This is a genomic window from Thioalkalivibrio sp. HK1 (assembly GCA_000583135.1).
GTDB lineage: Bacteria > Pseudomonadota > Gammaproteobacteria > HK1 > HK1 > HK1.
The window spans coordinates 81,048-107,029 of sequence record JFBG01000027.1 but is presented as its reverse complement, the minus strand read 5'-3'; the positions used below and the strand labels follow the sequence as shown (position 1 = coordinate 107,029).

The window sequence follows — 25,982 nt, the reverse complement described above, 5'->3', positions numbered from 1 at the left end:
TGAGTTAATTAAATATTTAATCAGATTGACAGGTTTAGGATTGGAAAAGACAACGCCGAGATCATTCAACTCTTCGGTGCCTTGGCTGTTGAGTATATTTTGGACTATTGAATAAAGAATTTTTCTCTGTCCTTGTTCAATAATCTGACCGATGAAATGTTTGTTGTTGGGTTGCTTGAGTAGAACATACTCTCCTTTGTCAATCTTGTTTTGAATATCGTCAATCTGATCTTTGGTTTTATACTCTGAAAGTTCCTCATAATAGCAACGTCTCTCGATGCCTTTTTTATATCTACCGAAAGCCTTTCTGATGACATCGTTATCTACTCGTAGTTGCTTCCCGTCGATTTCCATTATCTTTCCCCGAGATGATTCATCTCCATAAAATTTCATTTTCTTGTCTTTTTTGTACAAGAGAACAAAATCATGCCCTGTGACCACGTCGCCTGCATTTCCACCGCCGCTTGCTCTTTGCCAGATGATATTCGATACAAAATTATCTTCACCAAATATCTCGTCACAAAGAATTTTGAGATTCGCCTGCTCATTATCGTCGATGGAGATGAAGATCACCCCGTCATCGGTCAACAATTCGCGGGCCAGTTTGAGGCGCGGATACATCATCGCCAGCCAGCCGGCGTGAAAGCGACCTCGAAGGCCGTCTTTGAGTTCGCTGATCTGCCGCACCCCGTCTTCGTCCAAAACCCCGATATCTTTGAGATATTCCTGCTGATTCCGACTGAAATCATCCTGATAGGTGAAATCGTCGTTTCCGGTGTTATAGGGAGGGTCGATATAGATCATCTTGATTCGTTCGCGATAGGATTTTTGCAGCATCCTCAATACATCGAGATTATCCCCCTCGATGAAGATATTTCCGGTTTCGTTGAAATCGCTATCGATGCCGTTTTCCGGGATCAGCGTCTTGTCGGAAGGGATTTGCGTTTGGAGCCGGGCTCGACGCTTTCCGGGAAATTGCAATTCATAGCGGTTTTCGTCATCGAAGACATCGATATGTTCTTTCAAATCGTCAAGGAATTCTCCTTTCAAACCATAAACGATATAGGGCTTCCCATCCTCCCCGATCCGCTCATTCTCGGTCAGGGCATCGGGGAAACACTCCCGGAGGCGAAGAAGAATTGCTTGCCATGAGGATTTTCGTAAATTCATCGGATAACTCCTGATTCTTCGAACCATCGCATCAGTCCGCGATATCCGTCGACGACCTTGAACCGAATTCGATCGGCATGAATGCCTTCGAAATATCGTTCCATGAAGCGAATTCGATATTTTTCCGTAGGATAGATCAAATCATCCTCGATGACAGTCGGCTTCGCCTCGGCGACGAAGTAGAAATTCGAGTCATCGCTCCGGCTATTTCTCACCACGAAAGCGAAATCGGGATTGATGCCTTTGGGGTGCAAGGGGGCGGGGATGTTGATCGTTCGAGGGATTTTGGCGAAGACGACGATATCTTGATTTTTCAACGCCTCGGTCGATATTCTTTTTTCGGGATCGATGCTGTCATAAGGAGCGATCCCCTCCCATAGATTATTATCTTGATGTTCGAAGGTGAGTCTTTTCAGGTCGATATAGTCCTTGGCATCGAATTGTCGATCGCTCAGCGTGATCGAACTCCAAGCATCGCGCAAATCATCCAACGAGTGGTAGCGGATATTATCGACGATGCTGGCGAAGATCACTTCCTTGATCGCTTCTTTCACCTCTTCGATCGCAAGCCAAGGATTGCTGCATATCCTTTGCCAGCAATCGGGATCGATTCCTTCGAGGATTTCGATCACCCGATTGCGGGGCAGTTCGGTTTTTTCCGACACTCGATTCAGAAATTCCCTCGTACTCATGGAGGCCATGAGCGGGCTTTTCGGTTGCGTCGATATTTCTTCCGCTTCGCTTTTTTCGATGGCATCATCGCCGAGCCGAATGGAATCCATTTTGATGTGAACGCTCGGGGGTTCGATTCGATCCTTGATCCGATCGACACTCGTTCTGGCGTTTTCGATGAAATCGTCGGAATATTTGATTTCGTAGATGACTTTGCGGTGCAGCATCCTCCAAAGTTCTTTGAACTTTTCATAATGCATCGCACTTGCTTTGTATTTTCTGGATTTCGAATCTTCTTTTCTCGAATCCTCGGCCCGAGGCGGTTCGCAAAGGTGAACGGGAAGATTTTTTTCGCGGATCAATTTATCGAGGGCAAGATCGAATCTCTCGAGAACTCCTTCCATGCCTTGGTAACTGACCAAAATATCGTTTTCGTCGATGCATCCGGCCTCATAAAGGGCATCGGCCACTTTGCGACCTTGGTTGCGGTTGATCCCGTAGATAGCGCATAGATCTTCGATGCGAATTTCGAAGGTCATCTTTTGGGAACAACGGCGCTCGCCGAATTCCTTTTGCAATCTGTCGATGAAGTCGCCGTTGCCCAAGGTGAAAATATGCAATCGATTGATCGAGGAGAATTCCGATCCGATGCTATCTCTATCCTGACGCTCCAGATTCTCATCGACGCAGATACGCAAACCTCGTCCGACTTCCTGCACCAGACTCGTTTGAGAGTATCCGGTTCTGAGTTTGCAGATCTGAAATACATTCGGATTGTCCCAACCCTCTCGCAAGGCGGAATGGGCGAAGATGAAACGCAGTTTGTTATTCGGATCCAATACTCTTTCTTTATCGCGCAAGATCAACTCGTTGATTTCTTGCTGCAGTTTTCTTTCGTCGTCGCTTTGACCATCCCCTTTTCCGTCATCGAGTTTTTTATTCGAAGTTTTCGATTGAGAAAAATAACCGCCATGAACCTCGGCCGCCGTCCATCGTTCGAGATAGATGCGCCAAGGATCCGCCGGATCGAGTCTTTCGATATGCCGATTTCGGCGATCATCGTAGATTCTTTCGAAGGATTCTTGAAGCCAACCCCGGCTATCGGCGCTGTCGCCATCTCGATAATCTTTGACGCGATCGATGAAAAACAAGGAAAGACATTTAATCCTTCGCCGAAACAGTTCGCGTTCTTTCTCCAAATGTCGATCGATCGTATCTCTAAGCATGATCTCATCGACCAGCCGATCGTTCGTCTCTATCGTTCCGCTATATTCCCCCAAGCCAAGACGGCTTCCATTCGAAAGTTCGATCGATCCCTTCGCGCCATCTATCTTGACGACTCTCAAATCGCGATATTCCGGGTTGCGGGTGGAACGGTATAGTTTTCCGGGTTTGCCCTCGTCCTCTGCATTGTCGATGGCGATCGTTTTCGGTTTTCCATCGATATCGATCGCATCCAATATCGCCTTCGTCCCCGATAGGCAGGTCAGCCCCAAAAAAGCGTTCTGGGTTCGATCGGTTCGATAATCGGCCACCGAGATCCCCTTGACCAGATTTTGATCGAAGGCATCCCAAGAATCGAGGGTATAAACGAGGTTTTCGATTTGACCGGCTTTGAATGTTGCGGAATAACGAAGCATGAGGGTCGCCTTGAAATCGGATAACCGTTCCAAGGTCTTTTTTCCTTCCACTCGCTGCGGTTCGTCGATGATGACCACCGGATGTTTAGAGGCGATGGCTTCCATCGGGGTTTCGGCGTGGTCGGCATAGAAACCCTCGATATTGCGATTGAGGTTTTTGTTATAGGAATTGAAGGCATGGTTGGTCATGATCAACACCGTCGGGGCCTGGCTGAGGATGAAATCCATCACTTCCGTCGGTGCCCCGGATCGTCCTTTGGCGCTTTTCTTGGGCTTTATTTCGAGCACTTTGACCTGCTGTCGGTAGATCTGCCGAAAATATTCGGCGGTGGTCTCGAATGATTTTTTGATGCCCTCTTTGATGGCGATCGAGGGGACGATGATGACGAAGGCGGTCAAACCATACTCTCGGTGGAGCTCGAAGATCGTATTGATGAAGGTGAAGGTCTTTCCCGTGCCGGTTTCCATCTGTGTATCGAGTACGAGGCGACCATGGTCGAGGCGAAGCTCTTTTTGACGGATACGGTTGCGCTTTTGCACGGTTGTCAAATTATCTTGCAACCGATGACGGTGGGCCAAGAGGAAATCGAAGGAGTAAGGCGAAGGGCTAGGCGATGAGTTTGCATCCATCGGTTGCAAGGGATGCAATCGATTGACCGGGGTGCGTTGGAATCGACCGATATCGATGCCTTTCAAGATATCGACGACGGCCCGAACCGCCTCTTGCTGAAAAGACTGTTGTTTATAACGAAAGCGAGGAGTCGGCATATCGGTAAAAAGGTTTTGGATGAGGTTTTATCTGGCGGCGGTTTCAAAGGCCGAGCGAAGATATGAGGGTAGAATGCTTTTCATTCGGCAACATTTCGATGACATGACAAGATGATAGGACAGGGGGCGGATGATGCGCTATCGGATCGATGAGGAGACTTCGCTGATTGCGGAGGCCTCCATCACTTACGATTTCATCTTTTTCAGTGCGATGTTCGGCATCTTGGTCGGCATCGTCATGGCTTGGGCGGCGTGGCATGGCAAGCGAAGGCAGTGGTGGCTGTTCACGTGGTCCGCAGGGCTGGTGTTGGCGAGCATGGCGACCATCGTTTTTCTTTGACGACGCTCGTTTTTTCCTCGTTTTTTTTCCATCGACGGGCAGATTTTTCGCGCTATTTTAGCCTTCGAAAGCCTCGAAGCGGATCAAGCGGCTCGTCGCTTTCGGCTCGAAGATCGAGTTCTAAGGATCGATATCGACCCCGATCGGGCAATGGTCCGAGCCCATGACATCGGGCCAGATGAAGGCCTCTCGCACCGCCGACATCGCCTTCGGCGAGGCGAGAACGTAGTCGATCCGCCAGCCGACATTGCGCGCTCGGGCACCGGAGCGTTGCGCCCACCAGCTATAGTGGCCGGGGGCGTCCGGGTGACGGGCGCGGAAGGTATCGACCCAACCGGCTTCGAGCCACCGGTCGATCTCCGCTCGCTCTTCGGGCAAGAAGCCGCTGGTCTTGCGGTTGGCATCGGGGCGGGCGAGGTCGATTTCGCGATGGGCGGTGTTGAAATCCCCGATCACGAAGACGAGATGGCGCTTGCGTAGTCGTTGGGCGCGATCGAAGACCGCACGGTAGAAGTCGAGTTTATAGGGAACGCGTCCGTTATCCCGATCCTTGCCGCTGCCGTTGGGAAAATAGGCGTTGATCACCGCAATGCGCCCGAAAAGGGCGAGTTGGTAGCGACCCTCGATATCGAATCGCTCCTCGCCCAAGGCGCTTTCCACACGATCCGCTTTTTCCCTCGAATAAAGGCCGACCCCGCTGTACCCGCCGCGCTTGCCCGCCACGAAATGCGTATGCCAATGGGCCGGGGATCGCACCGCTTCGGGGATCTGCGCTTCGAACGCCCGCACCTCCTGGATGCCGAAGACATCGGCTTTCGATGCGCCCAAGGCATCGAGAAAACCCTTGCCGGCGCAGGCTCTGATTCCGTTGACATTCCAGCTGACGATGCGCATATCAAGGCCGCTCCCGTTGATGCCCCTGTCTTTTCGATCTCATCGCTTCGATCTCGTTTCTTCGATGCGGCAAGGATCGAAAGCGGGGGGCGGGGGTGATAATAAGCCATTGTGCGATATCCTCGTCGCTCGATGATCCTCGAAGTGGGCGGCTTCCAAAGCACCCTCGATCTTCGATGCCGAATATCGAATCCGGCGCGCATCCGTGGGCGCGGATATGAGGGGGATGCGGTGAGGCGACGCCGACATTCGATCTCGGGTGCCTAAGAGCGTTTTTCGTTTCTCTTCCTAAAACTTGCAAGGAGAGGGGGCCAAGATTTTGAACAACGACGAGAATGCCGCTTGGATCGAGCGCGATCAGGGTCATCTGATCCATCCCTTGCACAACCCGAAGCAGCATGTCGACGCTCGGGTGTGGGTGAAGGGCGAAGGGGCGATGCTTCATGACGCCAACGGGGATGTCTTTATCGACGGTCTGGCGGGGTTGTGGAACAACACCTGCGGCAACGGGCGCAAGGAGCTGGCCGATGCCGCAAGCCGTCAAATGCACTCGCTGGGTTATGCCTCGGGCTATGCCGGCAGTTCCAATCCCAATGCCATCGAACTTGCGGAGCGCCTGGCTCGGATCACCTATCCCAAGATCAATCGTTTTTTCTTCACCTCCGGGGGTGGGGAGTCCACCGATAGCAATATCAAAATGGCTCGCCACTATTGGAAAGCGCGGGGGCGGCCGGACAAGACCCGCATCATCTCTCGGGTGCTCGGCTATCACGGCGTGACCTTGGCGGCGATGAGCGCAACGGGGATATCGACCTACTGGCCGATGTTCGAGCCTCGGGTTCCGGGCTTTTCCCATATCCCCTCGCCTTATCCCTATCGTTATCAGGCGCCGCCGGGGACGAGCCCGGGGGTGGCCGCCGCCGACGAGCTGGAAAAGAGGATCTTGGAGGAGGGCGCCGAGAATGTCGCGATGTTCATCGCCGAACCGGTACAAGGCGCAGGCGGGGTGATCCCCCCGCCGGACGATTATTTTCCGCGTATCCGCGAAATCTGCGACCGCCACGAAGTATTGCTATGCGCGGACGAGGTGATCACCGGTTTCGGTCGCACCGGACGCTGGTTCGGGTTGGAGCATTGGGGGGTGCAGCCGGACTTGATACAGTACGCCAAGGCCATCACCTCCGGTTATTTCCCGCTCGGCGGTATCGGGATCAGCGACGAGATCGCCGAGGTCATCGAGGGCGGCGGCAAGCCGTGGATGCATGCCTACACCTACAGCGCGCATCCGGTGGGGTGTGCGGTGGCGTTGGCGACCCTCGATATCATGGAGAACGAGGATTTCCCGACCCAAGCGGCGCGCAAGGGCGAGCGCTTGCTCACCGGTTTGCGCGATGCGCTCGAAAGTCATCCCAATGTCGGGGATATCCGCGGGCTCGGATTGATGTGCGCGGTGGAGGTGGTCAAAGACCGCGCGACCAAGGAGCCCTTCACCGCCGAGGACGGGGTCGGTCCTCGCCTCCTCAAGGCACTGATCAAGCGCCGATTGTTCACCCGACTCAAAGGCGAGGATACGATTTGCCTCGCCCCGCCGATCATCGTTCCCGATGCGATCATCGACGATATCGTCGATATCGTGCGCTCGGGTGTGAAAGATGTTTTCGGCTGACGATGAGGCAAGAGGGTCTTTATTCGGGATTGATCCGGTGCGAGCGAGGGCTTCATCCTGTCGGGCGGTGCGCGGGGTGCCAAAGGGCGCCCTGCCCACCGCATCCGCCGCATCGCCGCCGCCGAGCGGGTCGGATAGGAAATAAGGAAAGTTGCAAACGATGAGCGAAAGCCCCCGAGAAGGCGGTAGCGGTTGCCGTTTGGCGGTCGATATCGGCGGCACTTTCACCGATGTGGTGCTCGAACATCCCTCGGGTTCGGCCACGGCCAAGGTGTTGACCACGCACTTCGCTCCGGATGACGGGGTGATGGTCGGGGTGGATGAGGTTTTGGAACGGGCAAGATGCGATGCGAGCGATGTCTCCTTGTCGATCCACGGCACCACGCTGGCCACCAACGCCATCATCGAGCGCAAGGGGGCGAAGACCGCCCTCATCACCACCTCGGGGTTCCGGGACGTGCTCGATATCGGCTACGAAAGCCGCCACGATCAATATGACATCATGATCGAAAAGCCGCCGGCGTTGGTGCCGCGCGAGCTGCGCTTTACGGTCCCGGAGCGGGTCGATGTCCGAGGGCAGGTGATCGAGCCTCTCGACGAATCCGAGGTAGCCGCTCTCGCCCGAGGGTTGGCGGCGCTCGAAGTCGAGAGCGTCGGGATCGGCTTTTTGCATAGCTACGCCAATCCCGACCACGAACGAAAAGCCAAGGCGATCATCGCCCACTGCCTGCCCGGGGTATCCATCACCCTATCGTGCGAAGTGTGTCCCGAGGTGCGCGAGTACGAGCGTTTTTGCACCACCGTCGCCAATGCCTATATCCAACCCTTGATGGCGGGTTATCTCGAGCGATTGGGGCGAAGGCTCGTCGAACGCGGGTTCACATGTCCGCTGTTGCTGATGACCTCCGGCGGGGGGCTGACCGGACTCGATACCGCGATGCGTTTTCCCATCCGCCTCGTCGAATCCGGCCCCGCCGGCGGGGCCATCCTCGCCGCCGGTATCGCGCGGGAGCTGGGATTCGAAAAGGCCCTTTCCTTCGATATGGGGGGCACCACCGCCAAAATCTGCCTGATCGACGATTTCGTTCCCGGCACCGCTCGAGAATTCGAGGTGGACCGCCGCGCTCGCTTCATGAAGGGCAGCGGGTTGCCCTTGCGGATTCCGGTGATCGAGATGGTCGAGATCGGCGCCGGCGGAGGTTCGATCGCCGGGGTCGATCGCATGGGTCGGATATCGGTCGGACCCGAAAGCGCAGGCTCCGAACCCGGTCCGGCGGCTTATGGACGAGGCGGGACGAAGCCGACCGTCACCGATGCCGATATCCTGCTCGGGAGGATCGACCCCTCGCGCTTTGCCGCAGGCTCGATCCCTTTGGATAGGGCGGCGGCGAGCCGGGCGATTGCCGATGCCGTTGCCGCACCGTTGGGGATCGACGAGAGGATGGCGGCCTTCGGAATCGCCGAAATGGTCGACGAGACGATGGCCAACGCCGCCCGGGTGCATGCGGTGGAGCAGGGGAAAAACGCCGCCGAGCATGCGATCATCGCCTTCGGCGGCGCCGCTCCTTTGCATGCCGGCCGCCTTGTCGACAAACTCGGGATCGAGACCTTGGTGATTCCGGCGCAGGCGGGGGTGGGTTCGGCGGTGGGTTTCCTGCGCGCACCGATCGCCTACGAGGTGGTGCGAAGCCGCAATATGCGCTTGCGCGATTTCGATGCCTGCCTCATCGACGCATTGCTCGCCGAGATGGCCGAGGAGGCCTTGGCGGTGGTGCGCCGGGCGGCCCCCGAAGCCGAGATCCGACAAAGCCGCGGAGCGTTCATGCGCTATGTCGGTCAAGGGCATGAAATCTTCGTCCCCCTGCCGGTGCGAGGGCTCGATGTCGGGGATCGCTCGTCCTTGCGCGCAGCCTTCGATCAAGCATACAAGCGCTTGTATCGCCGCACCCTGCCCGAGGCCGAGATCGAGGTATTGACTTTTACCTTGAGCGTCTCGACGGTCTCGAACCATTGCGACTCATCGACCTCGTTATCGCAAGAAGCCGATGCCGATGCCGGATTCGATGCGAACGAGCAGGCACAGCCCGCTTGCAAGCCGCCCCCGCCTCCGCTCGACCATCTCGAAGTGCCGGATCTCGAAAGCGGCTCGAGTCTTAGGGTGCCGCTTTGGCGGCGAGAGGACCTTGCCCCGGGCACCGGTCTCGATGGCCCGGCGATCGTCTGCGAGGACGAGACCTCCACCTTCGTCGCTGCGCATTTTCGCCTGCAAGTAACGCCCCGTCGCCATTTGTTGATTCGAAGGATTCGATAGCCGAGCCCAGCCGAGCCTCCACGGCGGGCCTCACTTACGATACCCCGCTCGGCGCTCGGTGTTCGAGCATCGCTTCGAGCCGTTCGAGATCCTCGGGGTTGTTGATATTGGCAAAGCCCCTTGGTCGATCCGAAAAATCCACCGATAAGGTGTGGCGGGTTGCATACCAACGATCGATCTTGCGCCCGCCTTGGGTTAGGAAGGCGAGCAGATCGGGCAAGAGAGGGCGGGTCAGCAAGGCGAAGGTCGGTTGCAGGCGCTTGCCGTCATGGGCCACGGCGATCTCCGCTTTTTCACGCTCCAAGGCCGCATGAAGCCTAGGTCCCAAGGTCTCGTCCAGCAAGGGCGCATCGCAAGGAACGGTCAGCACCAAGGGGGTGGTCGAGGCCTCGAGCCCGCTTGCCATCCCCGCCAGCGGTCCGGCGAAGGCGATCGCTTCGGCCGATCCTTCGTCTTTCTCGCCTTCGATCACTGGATCCATGATCACCGGACAGTTGCCGATCGCCCGATATCGATCGAGATGGCGGTTGGCGTTGATGATGACCCTCGCCGCTTGGTTTTCGAGCGCCCGCAAGGTATGGGCGATCATCGGCTTCCCGACCAAGGGGATCAGCCCCTTGTCCTTGCCTCCCATGCGCCGAGCGCGCCCGCCGGCGAGCACGAGCGCGGTGATGCGATCCTTCGGATAGGTTGAAACGCTCATGATTGTCAAAAGATCCTCATGATCCTCGCCGGTTATCGAAGCCTGCTTACGATTCGAAGCGGTGACGAGGCTTTGTATCGGATCGACGATGATAAAGGGATCTTTCGAAAAGCGATCGGTGAGGATCGGATCGAAGATGGCTCTGATGCGGATCCTCCGAAGTGCAAATCAATGATGATCCATGGATGATCCATGCTTGCCAAGCGCCGAGTAAGTGGTAGCATTCGGGCTTGTGATCTCGGCGGTGACGAGGCACGGCGGCGCTCGGAACGAATCCGGCATCGCCGCGCCCTTTTTTCGGGTACCTAAGCGATTGCCATCGGAGTGAACCGAACGATGTTGCCCGTACGTGATTTGGATTCGATGATCGCGCACTTGAGCGTCTCGGTGCGCACGGGAAAGTACACGGTCGTTTCTCTCGATGCCGGCACCGCCCCCTCGATCGGCGACGGGGTCGAGGCGGTGGTGCACGAGCGGCAGGGGGATACGGTCGTGGCCACGACGCAGCGAGCCGAGCGCGAGGGCTGGATCGGTGATTTCATCGCCTCGTGGCTGACCATCGATGTGCATTCGGCGCTCGATTCGGTCGGACTCACGGCGGCCATCTCCACCGCCCTCGCCGAGGAAAATATCCCTTGCAATGTGCTCGCCGCTTTCTACCACGACCATCTTCTGATCCCGGCGCAGTGCGAGGAGCGGGCCGTTGCCATCCTCGACGGTCTGCGAAAGCAGGCCGCGCATGCATCCAAAGATGCCAATCGATCGCTTTGGGAAGGAGATCTCCTTGCGGATATCTGAACGATTCGGATATCCGGGCGATCATAAAAAGAGAAGGGGCGATGAACGAAGAGACCTTCAACTTACAAACTCGTAAATTTCTCAAGAAAGTCGGGGTCGGCTCGCAGCGCGAAATCGAACAGGCGGTGCGCAAAGCCATCGCCGATGGAAGCCTTGCGGGGGACGCCAAGATCCGGGCCAAGGTGGTTTTGAAGTTGCCGGAGTTGGGAGTCGAACTCGAAATCGAGGATGATATCGCCTTGGAGTGAGCGCTCGCTACCAAGCGATCCTCATCGACGATCGCTCCCGATCATCGATGATGCCGTCATCCACAAAGACGACGAGGCGCCATCGACGGGCGGGTGCCTTCGGGCGATCCGAATCGACGATCCGACATTACTCCCCTTTCGAAGGAGGGCGAACATGGATGCGATAAGGGCGGTTTCCGACAGTCGCTTTTCCCGGCAGGAGTGGCAGGTTCGCTGCGATCTCGCCGCCTGCTACCGCGCCTTCGTCAAGTTCGGATGGACGGATCTGATCTATACCCATATCTCCGCCCGTCACCCGAGCATCGACGATCGCTACTACATCAATCCTTATGGCCTGCTCTTCGACGAGATCACCGCATCGAATCTGATCGAGGTGGATTTCGAGGGCAATGTGGTCCAAGGCGACTACCCCCTCAACGATGCCGGGCATGCGATCCACAGCACCATCTTGCAACATCGCCCCGATCTCAACTGGATATTGCATACCCATACCCGGGCCGGTATGGCCGTTTCGTGCATGCGAGAGGGGCTGTTGCCGATCACCCAGCAGGCGATGCTCTTCGACGGTCATCTTGCCTATCACGAATACGACCTGCAAACATCGGGACCCGAAGAGTGCGAGCGCTTGGTGGCGGACTTGGGCACTCATAACATGATGATCCTTCATAACCACGGCCTGCTCAGTTGCGCTGCCGGGGTGGCACGGGCCTTCACCATGCTCTACAACCTCGAAAATGCCTGCAAGGTGCAGGTGGACGTGCTTTCTTCGAGGGCGGAGATCATTCATCCTCGTCCCGAGGCGGTCGAAAGGCTCGCCCAGTACGGCTCCCCGTCCGGAAGCGAGCCTTGTCAATTGGAGTGGGAGGCGGTGCTCAGGATGCTCGATCGCGAGGATCCCTCGTATCGTCATTAGATGGTCGAGATTTCACTCATCGAGCGCGCTTACATGTGTCGGATCCGGCCTTCGATGATCGCAAGGCTATGATCGATAAGGGTTTTTCAGCAAGGAGCGGGATCAAGTGGGATATGAATTGGACAATCTGATCCTCGATTGCAGGCGCTCGTTTCGCAAGGAAAAGGCCTTGGCCGCCCGGGAGAGGATGCGCCGTTATTGTATCCGGGCCTGTATCGATGGCGATTTCGTCGCCCGATGGTTCGGCCCCGGACCCGAAAACGACTCCCCTCGCCGGCTGATTTACGAAGATCCGGACTTCGGTTTTTGCATCGTGTCCCACTGCCGCAAGGACCCCGGGCGCTCTCCTCCTCACGATCACGGATCGAGCTGGGCCATCTACGCCCAAGTCGAAGGCCATACCGATATGACGCATTGGCGCGTGGTCGAATCGGCGAAGAACGATGAGCCCTCGGGCGCTCGAAAGAAGGTCGAGGTCGCATCGCAATCCCGGTTGCAGCCGGGGGATGCCTTTCTCTATAACGAGGGGGATATTCATTCCCCGAGCTTCGACGGTCCGTCGAAGTTTCTGCGCATCGAAGGGCGAAATCTCTTCGGCCGACCGCGCAACGAATTCGAGGCGGTCGATCCCGAAGACCAAGAATCTTGACAATGCCGCTGCAAGCCCTCACCGGGCCGGCGGCGATCGACGAGGACGAGCGATGGAATCCGACGGCATGATCTCTCCTGCGGCGGGAACCTCTCCGGCGGGAATATCGGGCGCGGCCAAGCACGAATCCGGACCCTTGAATCCGAAGACCGGCTTCGATTGGGCCGATCCCTTGCATCTTGCCGACGCCCTTGCCGACGAGGAGCGCATGGTGCGGGAAAGCGCTCATGAATATGCGCAAAGAGCCCTCGCCCCTCGGATCGTCGAAGCCCATCGGAAGGAATATTTCGATCCGGCGATCCTGCGCGAGATGGGGGAGCTCGGATTGCTCGGTTCCACCATCGACGGCTATGGCTGCGCCGGGATCGGCTATGTCGGCTATGGCTTGGTCGCAAGGGAGATCGAGCGCGTCGACTCCGGCTATCGATCGGCGATGAGCGTGCAATCGAGCCTCGTCATGCACCCCATCCATGCCTTCGGCAGCGAGTCGCAGCGCGAGAAATATCTGCCCCGCTTGGCGAAAGGCGAACTCATCGGTTGCTTCGGGCTCACCGAGCCCGATGCGGGTTCGGATCCGGGTTCGATGCGCACGCGGGCTCGTCGTGTCGAAGGAGGGTTCAGGCTTTCGGGCACCAAAACCTGGATCAGCCTTGCCCCCATCGCCGATATCATGGTGGTGTGGGCGAAGAACGACGAGGATGAGATTCGCGGCTACATTCTCGAACGAGGGATGGAGGGTCTTCGAACCCCGACCATCGAGGGCAAGTTCTCCTTGCGATCGTCGATCACCGGTCAGATAGTGATGGACGATGTCTTCGTTCCCGCCGATGCCGAGTTGCAAGGGGTTCGAGGCCTGAAAGGTCCGTTCAGCTGTTTGACCCGCGCCCGCTACGGAATCGCATGGGGCGCGCTGGGGGCCGCGGAATTTTGCTGGCATGCGGCGCGCAGCTATACCTTGGAACGCAGGCAGTTCGATCGGCCCTTGGCCGCCAATCAGCTGATACAGAAAAAACTCGCCGATATGCAAACCGAAATCGCGATCGGTCTTTCCGCCTGCTTGCGCTTGGGACGCCTTTTCGACGAGGGGCGCGCCCCGCACGAGGCGGTTTCGATGCTCAAACGCAACAGCGCGGGCAAGGCCTTGGAGGTCGCCCGCCTCGCTCGCGATATGCACGGCGGCAACGGGATCGCCGATGAATACCATGTCATCCGTCATCTGATGAATCTGGAGACGGTCAATACCTACGAGGGCACCCACGATATCCATGCCTTGGTCTTGGGCCGCGCCCAAACCGGGATATCCGCCTTTTGAGTCTTTGGGGGGCGCCGGCGCAAGCGGGGCTTGTCTTGCCAAGAGCGATCATCGATGCGACTTGCCATCGACAAAGCCGAAGCCATTGCCCGATGATGATGGGGGCTTTGCGATTCGAGATAACGATATGCTTGACCCATCCTGCTCGACCGTCTGGCAGCTTGACCATCAGGCCGAGCGACGGACAATGAAATCCGAAAAAAAGCATTCATGAAGGCGGATCGAGAAGCGAAACGCCTGGCCGAAAAATTGTGATAACAAGCCGACCCGACCCGACCACCCTTGCGCGCGGGTCCGAATAAGGAGAAAGGCAGGTGGAGCGCGAGTCGATGGAATTCGATGTCGTGATCGTGGGCGCCGGGCCTTCGGGGCTTGCCACCGCGATCAAGTTGCGCAAGCTCGGCGAGGAGCATGGGAAGGATCTCTCGGTCTGCGTGGTCGAGAAGGGATCCGAGGTCGGGGCCCATATCCTTTCCGGAGCGGTGATCGAGCCGCGATCCTTGGAAGAGCTCTTCCCGGATTTCAAAGAGCGCGGCGCTCCCCTCGAAACCCCCGCAAGCGACGATCGTTTTCTCTTTCTCACCCGAAAACACGCTCTGCGTTTGCCGACTCCCCCGCAGATGCATAATGCGGGCAACTACATCATCAGTTTGGGGAATCTTTGTCGCTGGCTCGGCGAGCAGGCGGAGGCCTTGGAGGCGGCGATCTTCCCCGGATTTTCCGCCGCCGAAGTGCTTTATCACGAGGACGGCTCGGTCAAGGGGGTCGCCACCGGGGATAAGGGCATCGGGCGCAACGGCCAACCGAAGGCGAATTTCGAGGCCGGGGTGGAACTGCATGCGAAGATGACCGTCTTCGCCGAAGGGTGCCGGGGGCATCTCACCAAGGGTCTTTTCCAGCGCTTCGACCTGCGCCAAGGGGTCGATCCCCAAACTTATGGCATCGGCATCAAGGAACTGTGGGAGGTCGATCCCGGTGTGCATCGTCCGGGACGGATCGTCCACAGCGTCGGTTGGCCCTTGGATCGTGGAACTTATGGCGGCTCTTTCCTCTATCACTTTGAAAATCATCAAGTCTCGGTGGGTTTCGTGGTCGGCCTCGATTATCGCAACCCCTATTTGAGCCCCTTCGACGAGTTCCAGCGCTTCAAGACCCATCCGAAGATTCGTCCCGTCTTCGAAGGCGGAAGGCGTATCGCTTACGGGGCCAGGGCGATCAGCGAAGGCGGTATCCAATCCCTCCCCAAGCTCGAATTCCCCGGTGGTTTGTTGGTCGGGGATTGCGCGGGATTCCTCAACGTTCCGAAAATCAAGGGCACCCATACCGCGATGAAATCGGGTATCGCCGCTGCGGAGTCGATCTTCGAGCGGTTGACCCGAGATGCGGGTGCCGATGAGAAGCCTGCGACCTCGGTGGGTTATCGAGCGCGACTTGAAAACAGCTGGCTATGGGACGAACTTCGGCGCGTGCGCAACCTGCGCCCTTCCTTTCGCTGGGGGCTATGGGGAGGGATGCTCTATTCCGCGGTGGATATATGGCTGCTGCGGGGCAAGGCCCCATGGACCTTGCGTCACCCCCACTCCGATCGACAGGCCTTGGGCAAGGCAGCGGATCATCGACGTATCGAATATCCGAAGCCGGACGGGGTGGTCAGCTTCGATCGCAACTCATCGGTCTTCCTTTCGAATACGAACCATGAAGACGATCAACCGGTCCACCTCGTTCTCCAAGACGATGCGGTGCCGATCACCGTCAATCTCGCCGATTACGACGCCCCCGAGCAACGCTATTGTCCGGCCGGGGTCTACGAGATCGAGCATGGTCCTCAAGGGGGCGCGCAACTTCGGATCAACGCCCAGAACTGCGTTCATTGCAAGACCTGCGATATCAAGGATCCGACCGGAAATATCCATTGGGTGGTCCCCGAGGGCGGCGGCGGTCCCAACTATCCCGGGATGTGAACCGGCGCGTGCATCGAGGGCTCGATTGCTATCGTTTTCGGCGCTTTCGCTTTCGTATCGCAAGAGGGGATATTGATATTTTTCGATTTATCCGATCAGGATTTTTTATGTTGAAAAAACGATGCAATCGAAAGGCTCTTTGGATGAGTATCGATCTTCGAAGGAATAATTTTTTGCAATGAGCGTTGCGTTATACAGTGCGAGCCGATAAAAAATCGCAAAGAAATTGCAAAGGGAATTCAATCTAACGATAGAAAGATGATTTCTATCATCCTTCAAATGAAATTTTCGATATATCCATCAGCGACATTGCCGATGACGATCCCAAAAAAATCGAGAGCCATTACACAAAAAAGACAGATTCGTTTTTATTTCTCTTTTATCGAAAAATCCATTCGACAAATCTCTCGGCGTTCTCGGATGTCGAAATATCGAACTCGAAACGCATCGTAGGCGATATTCGCATCGGCCCGGCATAAGCCATACAAAGCCGATCGAGTGTCCGAAAAAAAGAGGGTGAAAAAGCAGTCCGAGGGTGGTTTTCCGTTATACTGATCGGATCGAAAAAACCCCATGATTTGAAAAACAGGCCAAGGTGAAAACCAAGCCTTGCTTTTTAATGAGGATGGCGAAAATGACGACCAGCTACCAAGCCCCTCTACGGGATATTCGTTTCGTGCTCCACGAGCTCTTGGATGCCGAGGCCTCGCTTGCGGCGCTGCCCGGTTTCGAAGAGACCGATCGCGACGTGATCGATCCGGTATTGGACCAGGCGGCGAAGTTCTGCGAGAACGTTTTGGCTCCGCTCAATCACAGCGGGGATCGAGAAGGCTGCAGCTTCATAAACGGCGAGGTGCGCACGCCGCGCGGATTCGTCGACGCCTATCGTTCTTTCGTCGACTCCGGCTGGAACGGCCTTGCCGCCAACCCGGAATTCGGGGGGCAGGGATTGCCGCAAACCGTTGGCGTTTTCGTCGAGGAAATGCTGCAATCCTCGAATATGGCCTTCGCCATCTATGTCGGATTGACCCACGGGGCATTGGTGGCATTGGAGCGCCACGCCGACGAGGATTTGCGTCGGCGCTATCTCCCGAAGCTGATCGAGGGTCGTTGGACGGGGGTGATGTGTTTGACGGAGTCGCATTGCGGCACCGATCTGGGTTTGCTGCGCACCCGCGCCGAGCCGACCCCGGACGGTCGTTATCGGGTGCACGGCACCAAGATCTTCATCACCGGCGGCGAGCACGACTTGAGCGAAAACATCGTCCATTTCGTCCTCGCCCGGTTGCCCGATGCCCCGCCCGGGGTCAAGGGCATCAGCATGTTCTTGGTGCCGAAATATATCGCCACCGCCGAAGGCGACCGGGGCGAGCGCAATGCCGTGCACTGCTCGTCGATCGAGCACAAGATGGGGATCCACGGTGCCAGCACCTGCGTGATGCAATACGAGGGGGCCACCGGCTATCTCATCGGCGAGCCCCACCGCGGTTTGCGGGCGATGTTCTCGATGATGAATTACGAGCGGTTGTTGATCGGGCAGCAGGGCTTGGCCCAAGGCGAGGTCGCCTACCAAAAGGCCGTCGCCTACGCTCGAGATCGCCTGCAAGGGCGCAGCCTCAAGGGGGCGGTCGCCCCCGAATCCCCCGCCGATCCCATCATCGTCCACCCCGATATTCGGCGCATGCTGCTGACCGCTCGGGCTTGGAACGAGGGTTCGAGAGCGCTGATCGGCTGGATCACGCTGCAATCGGATCGCGCAGCGCGTCATCCGGATCCGCAGGTGCGCGAGGCGGCGCAGGATCATGTCGATCTCTTGACGCCGGTGCTCAAGGCCTTCATCACCGATTGCGGTTTCGAGAGCTGCAATCTTTGTCTGCAGGTCCTCGGCGGACACGGTTATATCTCGGAATGGGGGATGGAGCAGTTGGTCCGCGATGCCCGCATCGCGCAGATCTACGAAGGAGCCAACGGCATCCAGGCTCTGGATCTGGTGGGACGCAAACTCCCCATGCACGGGGGGCGGCCGATCCGCTCCTATATCGAATCGGTATCGGACTTCATCGGCGAACGCGGCGGACGGCCCGAGCTGGAGGAGTTCTTGGATCCCTTGGCCGCTGCGCTTTCTCGATTGGAGGAAGCCACCACTTGGTTGCAGGAGGCGGCGAGGGAGGATCCCGACGAGATCGGATCCGCTTCCTACGATTACCTGCGTCTGTTGGGGTTGGTCGCCTTCGCCAAGATATGGGCGGAAAGCGCGGAGATCGCCTTGGCGCGGATCCAAGGGGACAATAGCGGCTTTTATCGCACCAAAATCGCCACCGCTCGCTTCTTCATGCGGCGCTTGCTTCCGACGACCGCCTCGTTGTTGACGAGCATCCGCTCCGGAGCCGATGCGTTGATGGCTTTGGAGGCGGAGGCTTTTTGATCCCGATCCCTTGCCGGAGCGAGGACGGAGTTTCGATGTCGGGGATCGGCTCGCAGCCTTAGGGAACGCTCGCAAGGCTCTAAGCCTTCGTTTTTCGATCGCTTTTTTCGATAATGCTCGGATCGCTTGCTTTGCCTATCCACCCATGGCCCATGTCACCGCATCGACTCGTACCAAGGCACGTCCTGATCGACGGCGTTCGCATCGCTTACGGCGTTCACGGATCGAAGGACGAACGGCGCTCGGTGCCGGTGGTGCTCATCCACGGCACCCCTTCCTCTTCCTATATCTGGCGCAATATCGTCCCCCCTCTCGTCGATGCCGGCCACTTGGTCCATGTCTACGATCTGCTCGGCTATGGTCTTTCCGAGCGCCCGTGGAGTCTCGATGTCGATACCTCGGTTACGGGGCAGGTCCCGATCCTCGAGGGAATGCTGGCGCATTGGGGCTTGGAAAAAGCGCATATCGTCGCCCACGATATCGGCGGCGCCATCGCCCAGCGCTTGGCGGTCTTCACCCCCGAACGCCTTTCCTCGCTGACGCTGATCGATGTCTGTAGTTTCGATAGCTGGCCGTCGAAGCGCACATTGGAGCAGATGCACCAGGGATTGGATCGCTTGGCGAAGAAGCCGGACGCCGATCACCGCGCCCATTTCGGGCAATGGCTGCTTTCGACCGTTGTCGACCGGCAAGGGTTGACGAAAGGGGCGTTTCAGACCTACCTCGATTTCATCTCGGGGCCGGTCGGCCAAGGCAGCCTGTTCCAGCATCAAGTCGCCCATTACGATCCCGAACATACCTTGGAGATATCGGATCGTCTCCACGAATTGGGCGATCTTGCGGTGCAGGTGATATGGGGTCGGGACGATGCTTGGCAAAGGGTCGACTGGGCGCATAAAATTCACGCCGCCATCCCCGGCTCGACACTGCATATCATCGAAGATTGCGGTCATTTCGCGATGGAGGATCGGCCGCAAGCGATCGCCCGGCTTCTCGTCGATTTCATATCCGCCGATTCAGGGGCGCAGCGATAGCGGGCGTTGGATTTTTAGATCCGCGTTTTTATAAAAGAGGAGGAGGGATCGAAACCCTCGTCGCCCTTCGAAAAAGAGATCGATGCCGAGCGTCGACGGAATTCGAAGGGCCTTGGTTTTTCGAAATGTCGGTTTCAAAGTTCCATTTCGAGATTCCATTGCAAAAAAACATCGAAGAAGGAATGCCATGAACCGCAAGCACAATTTCTGTGCCGGACCCTCCACCTTGCCGCTCGAAGTCCTGGAAGAGATGCAAAGCGAGCTCGTCGATTATCAAGGGGCGGGCCTTTCGCTGATCGAGATGAGCCATCGCGCCTTGCAGTACGATGCGGTGCACCGCCAAGCCAAGAGGCTGGCCCTCGAGGTCTGGGAAGTCCCGCCGGAATTCGACGTGCTCTTCATCCAAGGCGGGGCGAGCCTGCAGTTCGCGATGGTTCCGCTGAATTTATTGGGCGCCGGGCAATGCGCAGGTTATGTCGATACCGGATCATGGGCCAAAGGAGCGATGGCCGACGCCCGCACCTGCGGCGATATCTACAGCGCTTGGGATGGTTCGGCGCAAGGCGAGCGCCGCGTCCCGGATGATGCCGAGATCGCGGTGCGCGACGGGACTCGCTATCTTCATATCACTTCCAACGAGACCATCGACGGCATCCGCTTCCCCGAATTCCCGGCGGTGGGGGTTCCCTTGGTGGCGGATATGTCATCGGAGTTGATGGCCCGTCGAATCCCGTGGGAGAGATTCGATATCGTTTACGGCGGGGTGCAGAAGAATCTCGGCCCGGCGGGGATGGCGATGGTTTTCATCCGCAAGGAGGTGGCTTGCGAACCGGCGCGCCCGCTCGCTCGCTATTTGCGTTATGACGTGCATTCGAGCAAGGAATCCCTTTTCAATACCCCGCCGATGTTCGCGATCGCGATGGTCGGCAAGGTGCTGCGGTGGATGCGATCGCAAGGCGGGATAGAGGCCATGGAGCGCAATGCGCAAGTCAAGGCCGATCTTCTCTACAAGGAAATCGACGAGAGCGAGGGCTTTTATTCCTGCCCCGTCGATGCGCGTTGTCGCTCGTTGATGAATGTCGTTTTCCGATTGCCGGATCAAGCACTCGAGGGGCGCTTTCTCGCGGCGGCCGATGAGCGGGGATTGCTCAACCTCAAGGGACATCGCAGCGTCGGGGGATGCCGCGCCAGCCTCTATAACGCGATGCCGCGCGAGGGGGTGGTCGAGTTGGCGGAGTTGATGCGCGATTTCCGCCGCGATCACTGAAAGGCTCGAGGGCATAAGATCGTTCGCGCCGGGGGATATGGCATCTCCCGCCTTCGAATCTCGCCCCTTTTCGGCAACCGACGCGTGTCCTTTCTTCGACCCTTCGAGGGCTACTTGGTGGCGCCGGCGAGCGTGGCCGAGATCGTGGCGCCGCCGAGCGACACCATGACCCCGCTCGAGCGCCGCCGCTGCGCCGATGCGAATCCGCGCAGCTACCTCAATGCGATGCGCGACGCCTTCGACGGGGATGACGACGATATCGATGCCGACGCCGATGTCCAAATCGATCCGGATCCCCGTCGAAGGGCGGCGATCCTCGAGGGCAATCGATGCTTCGTGCAAGGCTATATCGATCGCGGGGATTTCATCCCTCAGCCTCCTTGTCTTTTCATCTACCGCCTTCGACTAGGGAGTCATTCGCAGTACGGAGTGGTGGGGGAGATCGCCCTCGAGTCCTTGAGGCGAGGGCGCATCAAGCGCCACGAACACACCCGCCTTTCCCGAGAAGCGGCGCTCGCCGACTATCTCGACAAGGTGCGTTTCGCCTCCAGCCCCGTCTGCCTCGCCTTTCGCTCCGAGACCGACCATGGATCTGCGATCCGGGCGATGATGGAGGCTCGAACTCATCGAGATCCGCTGATCTCCTTTACCGATCCCGACGGGGTCTCGCACACCATCTGGCGCATCGAGGGGTCGGCGGCGCAGGGTTTGATCCGCGCCTTCGAGCGGGTGCCCGAGGTCTACATCACCGACGGACACCATCGCTGCGCGGCCTTGGAGCGCGCCGCCGGCGGCTTGAAGGGATCGAACGAGGCGCGGCTGTTGGCGGCGCTTTTTCCCGCCGACGCGCTGCGGATCCTTCCCTACCATCGGCTGTTGCGGGATTTGGGTCCTCGTTTCGATACCCGCCCCGACGAACTCCTGCGGCATTTGGCGCAGATCGGCGAGGGTTCGAGCGGGCAGGGCAAGGGCGTTGATACCGCCTCTTCGAATGCGGCGGATCCCCGAGCGCTGCCGGCGAAGCAGGCGCGCCCGAAAAAGCCCAAGGAGTACGCCTTGTTCCTCGACGAACGCTGGTATCGCTTTCGTTTTCCACCCTCGCCGGATCGCCCGCCGATTTCGGGCGATGGCATCGACGGTAGCGAAGACCCCGCCGGGGCGCTCGACGTATCGATCCTGCAACGAGATATCCTCGATCCGATCTTCGAGATCGCGGATCCGCGCTCGGATCCGCGTTTGGGCTATGTCGCGGCCAAACCATCGGAAAAAGCGGGCGAGGGGATGGCCCACTTGGCCGATGCCTGTCGCTCGGGCTGGCGGGCGGCGATCGCCTTGCATGCGGTGACCATCGACGATCTGATCCGGGTGGCCGATGCCGGGGCGGTGATGCCTCCGAAATCGACATGGTTCGATCCCAAACCGCGCTCGGGATTCTTCCTCCACCGCCCGTTGCGAAAGTTGAAGGATTCCGGGGTTTGAACGGTGCTTAGGGGTTCGAACGGGGAAGAAAGCGGGATGCCGGGCCTTGCGATCTCGACGGAGGGCTTTCTTTGGGAAATTATATCGGATAGTGCCGAGAGATATATCTTGACATTTCGATCGAAATAAAGTAAGGGTATAGGAACGGGTACACAAGTGATAACCACGGAGGAAGTAGCCATGAAAAAGATAGCGATGATTGCGATGCTCTTCGGCTTCGTCGGGGCGGTTCACGCTGGCGTGTCCTGTACCGCCGAGGGCTGTCCGAACCCGGATCCCCAAGCGAATTACGATGCGAACGAGGCTCTCGAAGCCTTGGATCGCGTCGAGAAAATGATGACTGCCGATGGCTCGTGCCATCACCCGCTCGGCTGCGGCTACATGAAGCCCGACGTCGAGGAAGAGGGCGGATGGATCGAGACCAAGCCGACCGACGATCCGATCATCACCGCCCAGCCGACCGGCAATGGCGGGTTCATTCCTCCGCCCCAAGCCTTGGGATCGTGCGAGATTGAATGCCGTGACGTGCGCGAAGACGATTACGGCAAGTGCATGAGCGATTGCCAGAACAAAAATAAGGCTTCGGTCGATCAAGAGTTCGTCGATTGGCTGAATCACGTCGCTCCTACGCCCGAGCAAGCCCATGAGTTGTTTGGTACGCAGCACGCTTGGCAGATTTGCGTCAATCTCATATTCACACCCACCTATTGCTTGTCAGGCGGGAAGGCGAGCATCGACGCGCCCACCCAGACCGCATTGGTGCAATGCACCCCTGCGGGCAGCAAATGCTGCGTGACCAATCCCTTCGGGAAGGACTGGTGCTGGTCGAACAAGGCTCGCCCCGAAGATGGGGGCATCGATGGCATCGACGGCATCGAATATCAGCCGATGCGTTCCGCCGATATGCTCGCCTACGATGGCTTTGTGTGTAGGAAGAATCCGAATAACTGCGATGACTTGAAGCCGGGCGACGACACCGCGCCGGATGCGCTGATCGAGTCTAAGCCGACCGATGAGCCGATGACTGCGGGCATTCACCTTAACTTTTGCAGCGAGTGCTCTGGCAAGCCTGCGGACGAAAAACAGGAGTGCTACATCGATTGCATGGAGGACGTCGGTCAGCAGTCGAGCGCCGAGCAGTCCACGATGCCGGCAATGATCGCTGGCTATACTTGCGATGCAGTTTACTGCTGTTCAGACACCGGGTGCTGGCCGAACAAGGCTCATCTCGAAGTTGAGGAAATGGATGAGGGCATCGGCGAAGATGGATCTGCGCTCGGGTCTGCGGCTACCAAAGCGGACACGATGCTTGCGGGGCTAAGTGACTGCAAGTTCGATTGTGACGAGTATGAGGACGGGTCGCAGTCTTGCTACGATCGTTGCGACAAGTTTTACCCGCAGGCGTCCATCGATGCGGGGCAGCCCACGACGATGATCGCTTCGTCGCCCGAGCCGGAATACGACATCAGGCTCGACACCGACCCGCTTTGCGGTACCGACCCGTACTCCTGCTTCCATCTAGCGGACAACGACGCTACCGTGGTGCGGGAGAATATGCAGGTTGCTATCCCGATTCTTATCTGGGTAATCAATCAACTCGCGGTCGATGAACCCTAAGTAGGCAAATAAAAAAGGGGCTCCATGCGAGCCCCTTTTTCTCGGTTATCTTTCGGCACTATTCGATATAGTTCCCTTTCTTTGCGCTTCGTTTTCGCTTGGCCCCGCCCTTGCCTCGTCGTCTTGATCTCTTGCCGGTTGAAAAGCGCGCCGGTTGAAAAGCGACCCCTTCGAATATCCCCACCATCTCGATCGATAGGGAGCAAAATCAGGTGAGCGCATCGATGACGACCTCGCTTGCCATCGCCGTCGGCGGGGCGTTGGGGGCGCTGTTGCGTTTTTGGGTCGGGCAGGGGGCGGCGATCATGCTGGGCCGGGATTTTCCCTTCGGCACCTTGATCGTCAATGTCGGCGGCTGCTTGGCGGCGGGGATCCTGTGGGGTCTTTTCTTCGAGCGCTATGCCATCCCCGCCTCCTTGCGAGCGGGGATCATGGTGGGATTGCTCGGGGCCTTCACCACCTTCTCCGCCTTTTCCATCGAGAGCGTTTTGTTGATCCAGCAAGGCGGATACGCCAAGGCATCGATCAATCTATTGTCGAACGCCTTCTTGTGCCTCGCCGCGGCATGGCTCGGACTGGGGATCGCCCGCAGCCTTTGAGGGGATGCCCGCCCTCGTCCTCGGATCGGCCTTCGAGGCGAGGATCGCCGCTGCGATCGACGATTTGCGTTGCGCTTGAGCCAAAGGTGTCGATCGATCGCATCAATCGCCTTCGGCGGATTCGATCAAGGCCTCGGCATCCATCTTTTTTCGCAGCTCGCAGCGAATCTCTTCCCAGCGAAATCGCACCGAGTTGCGCACGATCTCCTCGTCGAGCTGCATCAGTTCTTCGATGATCGGGGCGTGGAGCACCAACGCTTGCGGGCTTTCGACGAAGGCCCCCTCGCCGTCATCCACCGACTCCCAGCGACAGGCGAGCAGCCGCCGGCGCAACTCCTGCGCGGTATCGGTGAAAAGGGGACCTGAATCCGCCGGGATATTCTTGCGTTCCAAAGCGTGGAAAGCGGCCTTGCAGGCGATGCCCCCGGCGACATTCGAATCCGCACGGCCCCGGGTATGCCGCGCGATCGTCCCTCCGGCGAAGACCGAGAGATCCGAAAGGCAGGCGAGCCACATCTGCCACTTGGCATGGTTGATGGCCCCCACCCAAGCATCGTTCTCGAAAAGGGTGGGGTAGCGCATCCCGGCGCGGGTGCGCAGATAGCCGTAGAGGGTGGTCTGGGCCACCAGACTCGAGCGGGTATCGAGGAAATCCACCAGCGCCGAATGGCAGTCGATCGTTCCTCGGCTTTTATTGCGCCCCGCCCCCATGTAGTCGGTGATGGTCTTGAGCCAATGCCGCAGTTCACGAATTCTTTCTTGCGCCCGCATCGTCGATCACTCCCGATGGTTTCGCCGATTCGCTGCTTGCGATGCGTGCGATGAAAAGGGCTCGATCTCGATGCCGCATTCCTCGCTCATCGGCCAAGGATATCAAAACCCGAGTCGTCGACGATCGAAAAAAGCGATGATACTTCAAGGGGTCCGACCCGAAGGCGGGATCGCTTGCAGGTATGGGATTAAGGATGCCGAATAGGGTAGAATTGTCGGTCGAACTTACGAAGATACCCGAACAGGACAGCCCTTGGATCGACGACGGCACCCGCTTTCGCATCGTCGGTCCGATATCGAAGGCTGCTGGATTCGGACCTTGGCTTGGTCTCAAGGCCGTCTCGAAAGAAGCCATAAGGAGCGCAAAGCGACGAGGTGGCGGGGGACGAAGGCGATCCGTCGATACGGTCGCCTTATCCATCGCCGAATCGTCGGCGTTAACGATAAAAACCTCAAGGGGGGAGATTCTCATGAGCAATGGAAGTGATCATGCCACCCATTGGCGGCGGACCCGCGCTTTGATGTGGGTTACCTTGACCATCTGGTTCGTCTTCTCGTTCTTGGTGCATTGGTTCGCCAGCGCCCTCAACGAATCGTCGTTTTTGGGATTCCCGCTCGGCTTTTACATGGCCGCTCAGGGCTCCTTGTTCATATTCGTCGTGCTGATCTTCTGGTTCGCAAGGGCCCAGGATCGGATCGATCGCGAATGCGGCTTCGCCGAAGAAGACGAGTAAAAGAGGGAGCG

Annotated in this window: 21 protein-coding genes; 16 read left to right on the top strand and 5 right to left on the bottom strand. The window is 57.9% G+C overall.

All coding sequences use genetic code 11. The annotated features are described in order from the left end of the window. Positions 1–1,170, bottom strand: a 1,170-nt coding sequence (locus BF99_RS0109125; RefSeq protein WP_025770618.1) for a site-specific DNA-methyltransferase, incomplete at its 3' end; no start/stop codon positions are given. Next, positions 1,167–4,250, bottom strand: a complete 3,084-nt coding sequence (locus tag BF99_RS0109120; protein WP_081759184.1) for a restriction endonuclease — start codon at positions 4,248–4,250, stop codon at positions 1,167–1,169. The genes BF99_RS0109125 and BF99_RS0109120, both read right to left, overlap by 4 nt. Before the next feature lie 130 nt (positions 4,251–4,380). Between BF99_RS0109120 and BF99_RS0109110 the strand changes: the two genes are divergently transcribed. Further along, positions 4,381–4,590: a hypothetical protein gene (locus tag BF99_RS0109110; protein ID WP_025770616.1), complete on the top strand. Its 210-nt coding sequence runs from the start codon at positions 4,381–4,383 to the stop codon at positions 4,588–4,590. 120 nt (positions 4,591–4,710) lie between these two features. Here the strand turns inward: BF99_RS0109110 and BF99_RS0109105 are convergent, their stop codons facing one another. Beyond that, on the bottom strand, positions 4,711–5,484 hold the full coding sequence (locus BF99_RS0109105) for an exodeoxyribonuclease III (protein ID WP_025770615.1): 774 nt from the start codon (positions 5,482–5,484) through the stop codon (positions 4,711–4,713). Positions 5,485–5,803: 319 nt separating this feature from the next. Here BF99_RS0109105 and BF99_RS0109095 point away from each other — a divergent pair, with 319 nt between their 5' ends. After that, positions 5,804–7,150: an aminotransferase family protein gene (locus BF99_RS0109095; protein ID WP_025770614.1), complete on the top strand. Its 1,347-nt coding sequence runs from the start codon at positions 5,804–5,806 to the stop codon at positions 7,148–7,150. A gap of 160 nt (positions 7,151–7,310) precedes the next feature. Next, positions 7,311–9,461, top strand: coding sequence for a hydantoinase/oxoprolinase family protein (locus BF99_RS0109090; protein ID WP_038097881.1), 2,151 nt, complete (start codon positions 7,311–7,313; stop codon positions 9,459–9,461). A 34-nt stretch (positions 9,462–9,495) separates the two neighbouring features. Here BF99_RS0109090 and mobA read toward each other — a convergent pair whose 3' ends face one another. Then, positions 9,496–10,164, bottom strand: a complete 669-nt coding sequence (gene mobA, locus BF99_RS0109085) for a molybdenum cofactor guanylyltransferase MobA (RefSeq protein WP_025770612.1) — start codon at positions 10,162–10,164, stop codon at positions 9,496–9,498. Between the two features lie 336 nt (positions 10,165–10,500). Between mobA and BF99_RS0109075 the strand changes: the two genes are divergently transcribed. The 12 genes from BF99_RS0109075 to crcB all read left to right on the top strand — a co-directional run bounded on the left by BF99_RS0109075 (position 10,501) and on the right by crcB (position 24,466). Next, positions 10,501–10,962, top strand: coding sequence for an ACT domain-containing protein (locus BF99_RS0109075; RefSeq protein ID WP_025770611.1), 462 nt, complete (start codon positions 10,501–10,503; stop codon positions 10,960–10,962). Positions 10,963–11,003: 41 nt separating this feature from the next. After that, positions 11,004–11,210, top strand: a complete 207-nt coding sequence (locus tag BF99_RS0109070; protein ID WP_025770610.1) for a DUF6494 family protein — start codon at positions 11,004–11,006, stop codon at positions 11,208–11,210. 154 nt (positions 11,211–11,364) lie between these two features. Then, positions 11,365–12,123, top strand: coding sequence for a class II aldolase/adducin family protein (locus BF99_RS0109060; RefSeq protein ID WP_025770609.1), 759 nt, complete (start codon positions 11,365–11,367; stop codon positions 12,121–12,123). 106 nt (positions 12,124–12,229) lie between these two features. After that, the gene (locus BF99_RS0109055) at positions 12,230–12,772 is read left to right on the top strand and encodes a hypothetical protein (protein ID WP_025770608.1); all 543 of its coding nucleotides are present in this window, start codon (positions 12,230–12,232) and stop codon (positions 12,770–12,772) included. A gap of 52 nt (positions 12,773–12,824) precedes the next feature. Beyond that, the gene (locus BF99_RS0109050) at positions 12,825–14,084 is read left to right on the top strand and encodes an acyl-CoA dehydrogenase (RefSeq protein WP_025770607.1); all 1,260 of its coding nucleotides are present in this window, start codon (positions 12,825–12,827) and stop codon (positions 14,082–14,084) included. Between the two features lie 314 nt (positions 14,085–14,398). After that, complete coding sequence (locus BF99_RS0109045) at positions 14,399–16,045, top strand: electron transfer flavoprotein-ubiquinone oxidoreductase (RefSeq protein ID WP_025770606.1); 1,647 nt, start codon at positions 14,399–14,401, stop codon at positions 16,043–16,045. A gap of 634 nt (positions 16,046–16,679) precedes the next feature. Then, positions 16,680–18,470, top strand: coding sequence for an acyl-CoA dehydrogenase C-terminal domain-containing protein (locus tag BF99_RS0109030; RefSeq protein ID WP_038097875.1), 1,791 nt, complete (start codon positions 16,680–16,682; stop codon positions 18,468–18,470). A 152-nt stretch (positions 18,471–18,622) separates the two neighbouring features. After that, a complete protein-coding gene (locus BF99_RS0109025; protein ID WP_025770602.1) occupies positions 18,623–19,504 on the top strand; it encodes an alpha/beta fold hydrolase in 882 nt (293 codons plus the stop codon). 187 nt (positions 19,505–19,691) lie between these two features. Beyond that, complete coding sequence (gene serC / locus BF99_RS0109015) at positions 19,692–20,771, top strand: 3-phosphoserine/phosphohydroxythreonine transaminase (protein ID WP_025770601.1); 1,080 nt, start codon at positions 19,692–19,694, stop codon at positions 20,769–20,771. A gap of 84 nt (positions 20,772–20,855) precedes the next feature. Beyond that, on the top strand, positions 20,856–22,250 hold the full coding sequence (locus BF99_RS0109010; protein WP_025770600.1) for a DUF1015 domain-containing protein: 1,395 nt from the start codon (positions 20,856–20,858) through the stop codon (positions 22,248–22,250). Positions 22,251–22,430: 180 nt separating this feature from the next. Further along, a complete protein-coding gene (locus BF99_RS0109000; protein WP_156013239.1) occupies positions 22,431–23,867 on the top strand; it encodes a hypothetical protein in 1,437 nt (478 codons plus the stop codon). A 212-nt stretch (positions 23,868–24,079) separates the two neighbouring features. Next, positions 24,080–24,466 carry a fluoride efflux transporter CrcB gene (gene crcB, locus BF99_RS0108990; RefSeq protein WP_231471349.1) on the top strand — a complete coding sequence of 129 codons (387 nt, stop codon included), beginning with the start codon at positions 24,080–24,082 and terminating at the stop codon, positions 24,464–24,466. Between the two features lie 102 nt (positions 24,467–24,568). Here crcB and BF99_RS0108985 read toward each other — a convergent pair whose 3' ends face one another. Further along, positions 24,569–25,237, bottom strand: coding sequence for a hypothetical protein (locus BF99_RS0108985; RefSeq protein WP_025770597.1), 669 nt, complete (start codon positions 25,235–25,237; stop codon positions 24,569–24,571). A gap of 470 nt (positions 25,238–25,707) precedes the next feature. Between BF99_RS0108985 and BF99_RS0108975 the strand changes: the two genes are divergently transcribed. Then, positions 25,708–25,971 (top strand): DUF4212 domain-containing protein, encoded by a 264-nt coding sequence (locus BF99_RS0108975; RefSeq protein ID WP_025770595.1) that lies wholly within the window; start codon positions 25,708–25,710, stop codon positions 25,969–25,971. Positions 25,972–25,982 lie beyond the last annotated feature (11 nt).

Bases quoted from the DNA above. Each gene is read 5' to 3' on its own strand.
- mobA (WP_025770612.1), bottom strand. From the start codon at position 10,164: ATGAGCGTTTCAACCTATCCGAAGGATCGCATCACCGCGCTCGTGCTC.
- BF99_RS0109105 (WP_025770615.1), bottom strand. From the start codon at position 5,484: ATGCGCATCGTCAGCTGGAATGTCAACGGAATCAGAGCCTGCGCCGGC.
- BF99_RS0109050 (WP_025770607.1), top strand. From the start codon at position 12,825: ATGGAATCCGACGGCATGATCTCTCCTGCGGCGGGAACCTCTCCGGCG.
- BF99_RS0109070 (WP_025770610.1), top strand. From the start codon at position 11,004: ATGAACGAAGAGACCTTCAACTTACAAACTCGTAAATTTCTCAAGAAA.
- serC (WP_025770601.1), top strand. From the start codon at position 19,692: ATGAACCGCAAGCACAATTTCTGTGCCGGACCCTCCACCTTGCCGCTC.
- BF99_RS0109120 (WP_081759184.1), bottom strand. From the start codon at position 4,250: ATGCCGACTCCTCGCTTTCGTTATAAACAACAGTCTTTTCAGCAAGAG.
- BF99_RS0108985 (WP_025770597.1), bottom strand. From the start codon at position 25,237: ATGCGGGCGCAAGAAAGAATTCGTGAACTGCGGCATTGGCTCAAGACC.
- BF99_RS0108975 (WP_025770595.1), top strand. From the start codon at position 25,708: ATGAGCAATGGAAGTGATCATGCCACCCATTGGCGGCGGACCCGCGCT.
- BF99_RS0109110 (WP_025770616.1), top strand. From the start codon at position 4,381: ATGATGCGCTATCGGATCGATGAGGAGACTTCGCTGATTGCGGAGGCC.
- BF99_RS0109000 (WP_156013239.1), top strand. From the start codon at position 22,431: ATGAAAAAGATAGCGATGATTGCGATGCTCTTCGGCTTCGTCGGGGCG.
- BF99_RS0109060 (WP_025770609.1), top strand. From the start codon at position 11,365: ATGGATGCGATAAGGGCGGTTTCCGACAGTCGCTTTTCCCGGCAGGAG.
- BF99_RS0109030 (WP_038097875.1), top strand. From the start codon at position 16,680: ATGACGACCAGCTACCAAGCCCCTCTACGGGATATTCGTTTCGTGCTC.
- BF99_RS0109025 (WP_025770602.1), top strand. From the start codon at position 18,623: ATGTCACCGCATCGACTCGTACCAAGGCACGTCCTGATCGACGGCGTT.
- BF99_RS0109090 (WP_038097881.1), top strand. From the start codon at position 7,311: ATGAGCGAAAGCCCCCGAGAAGGCGGTAGCGGTTGCCGTTTGGCGGTC.
- BF99_RS0109075 (WP_025770611.1), top strand. From the start codon at position 10,501: ATGTTGCCCGTACGTGATTTGGATTCGATGATCGCGCACTTGAGCGTC.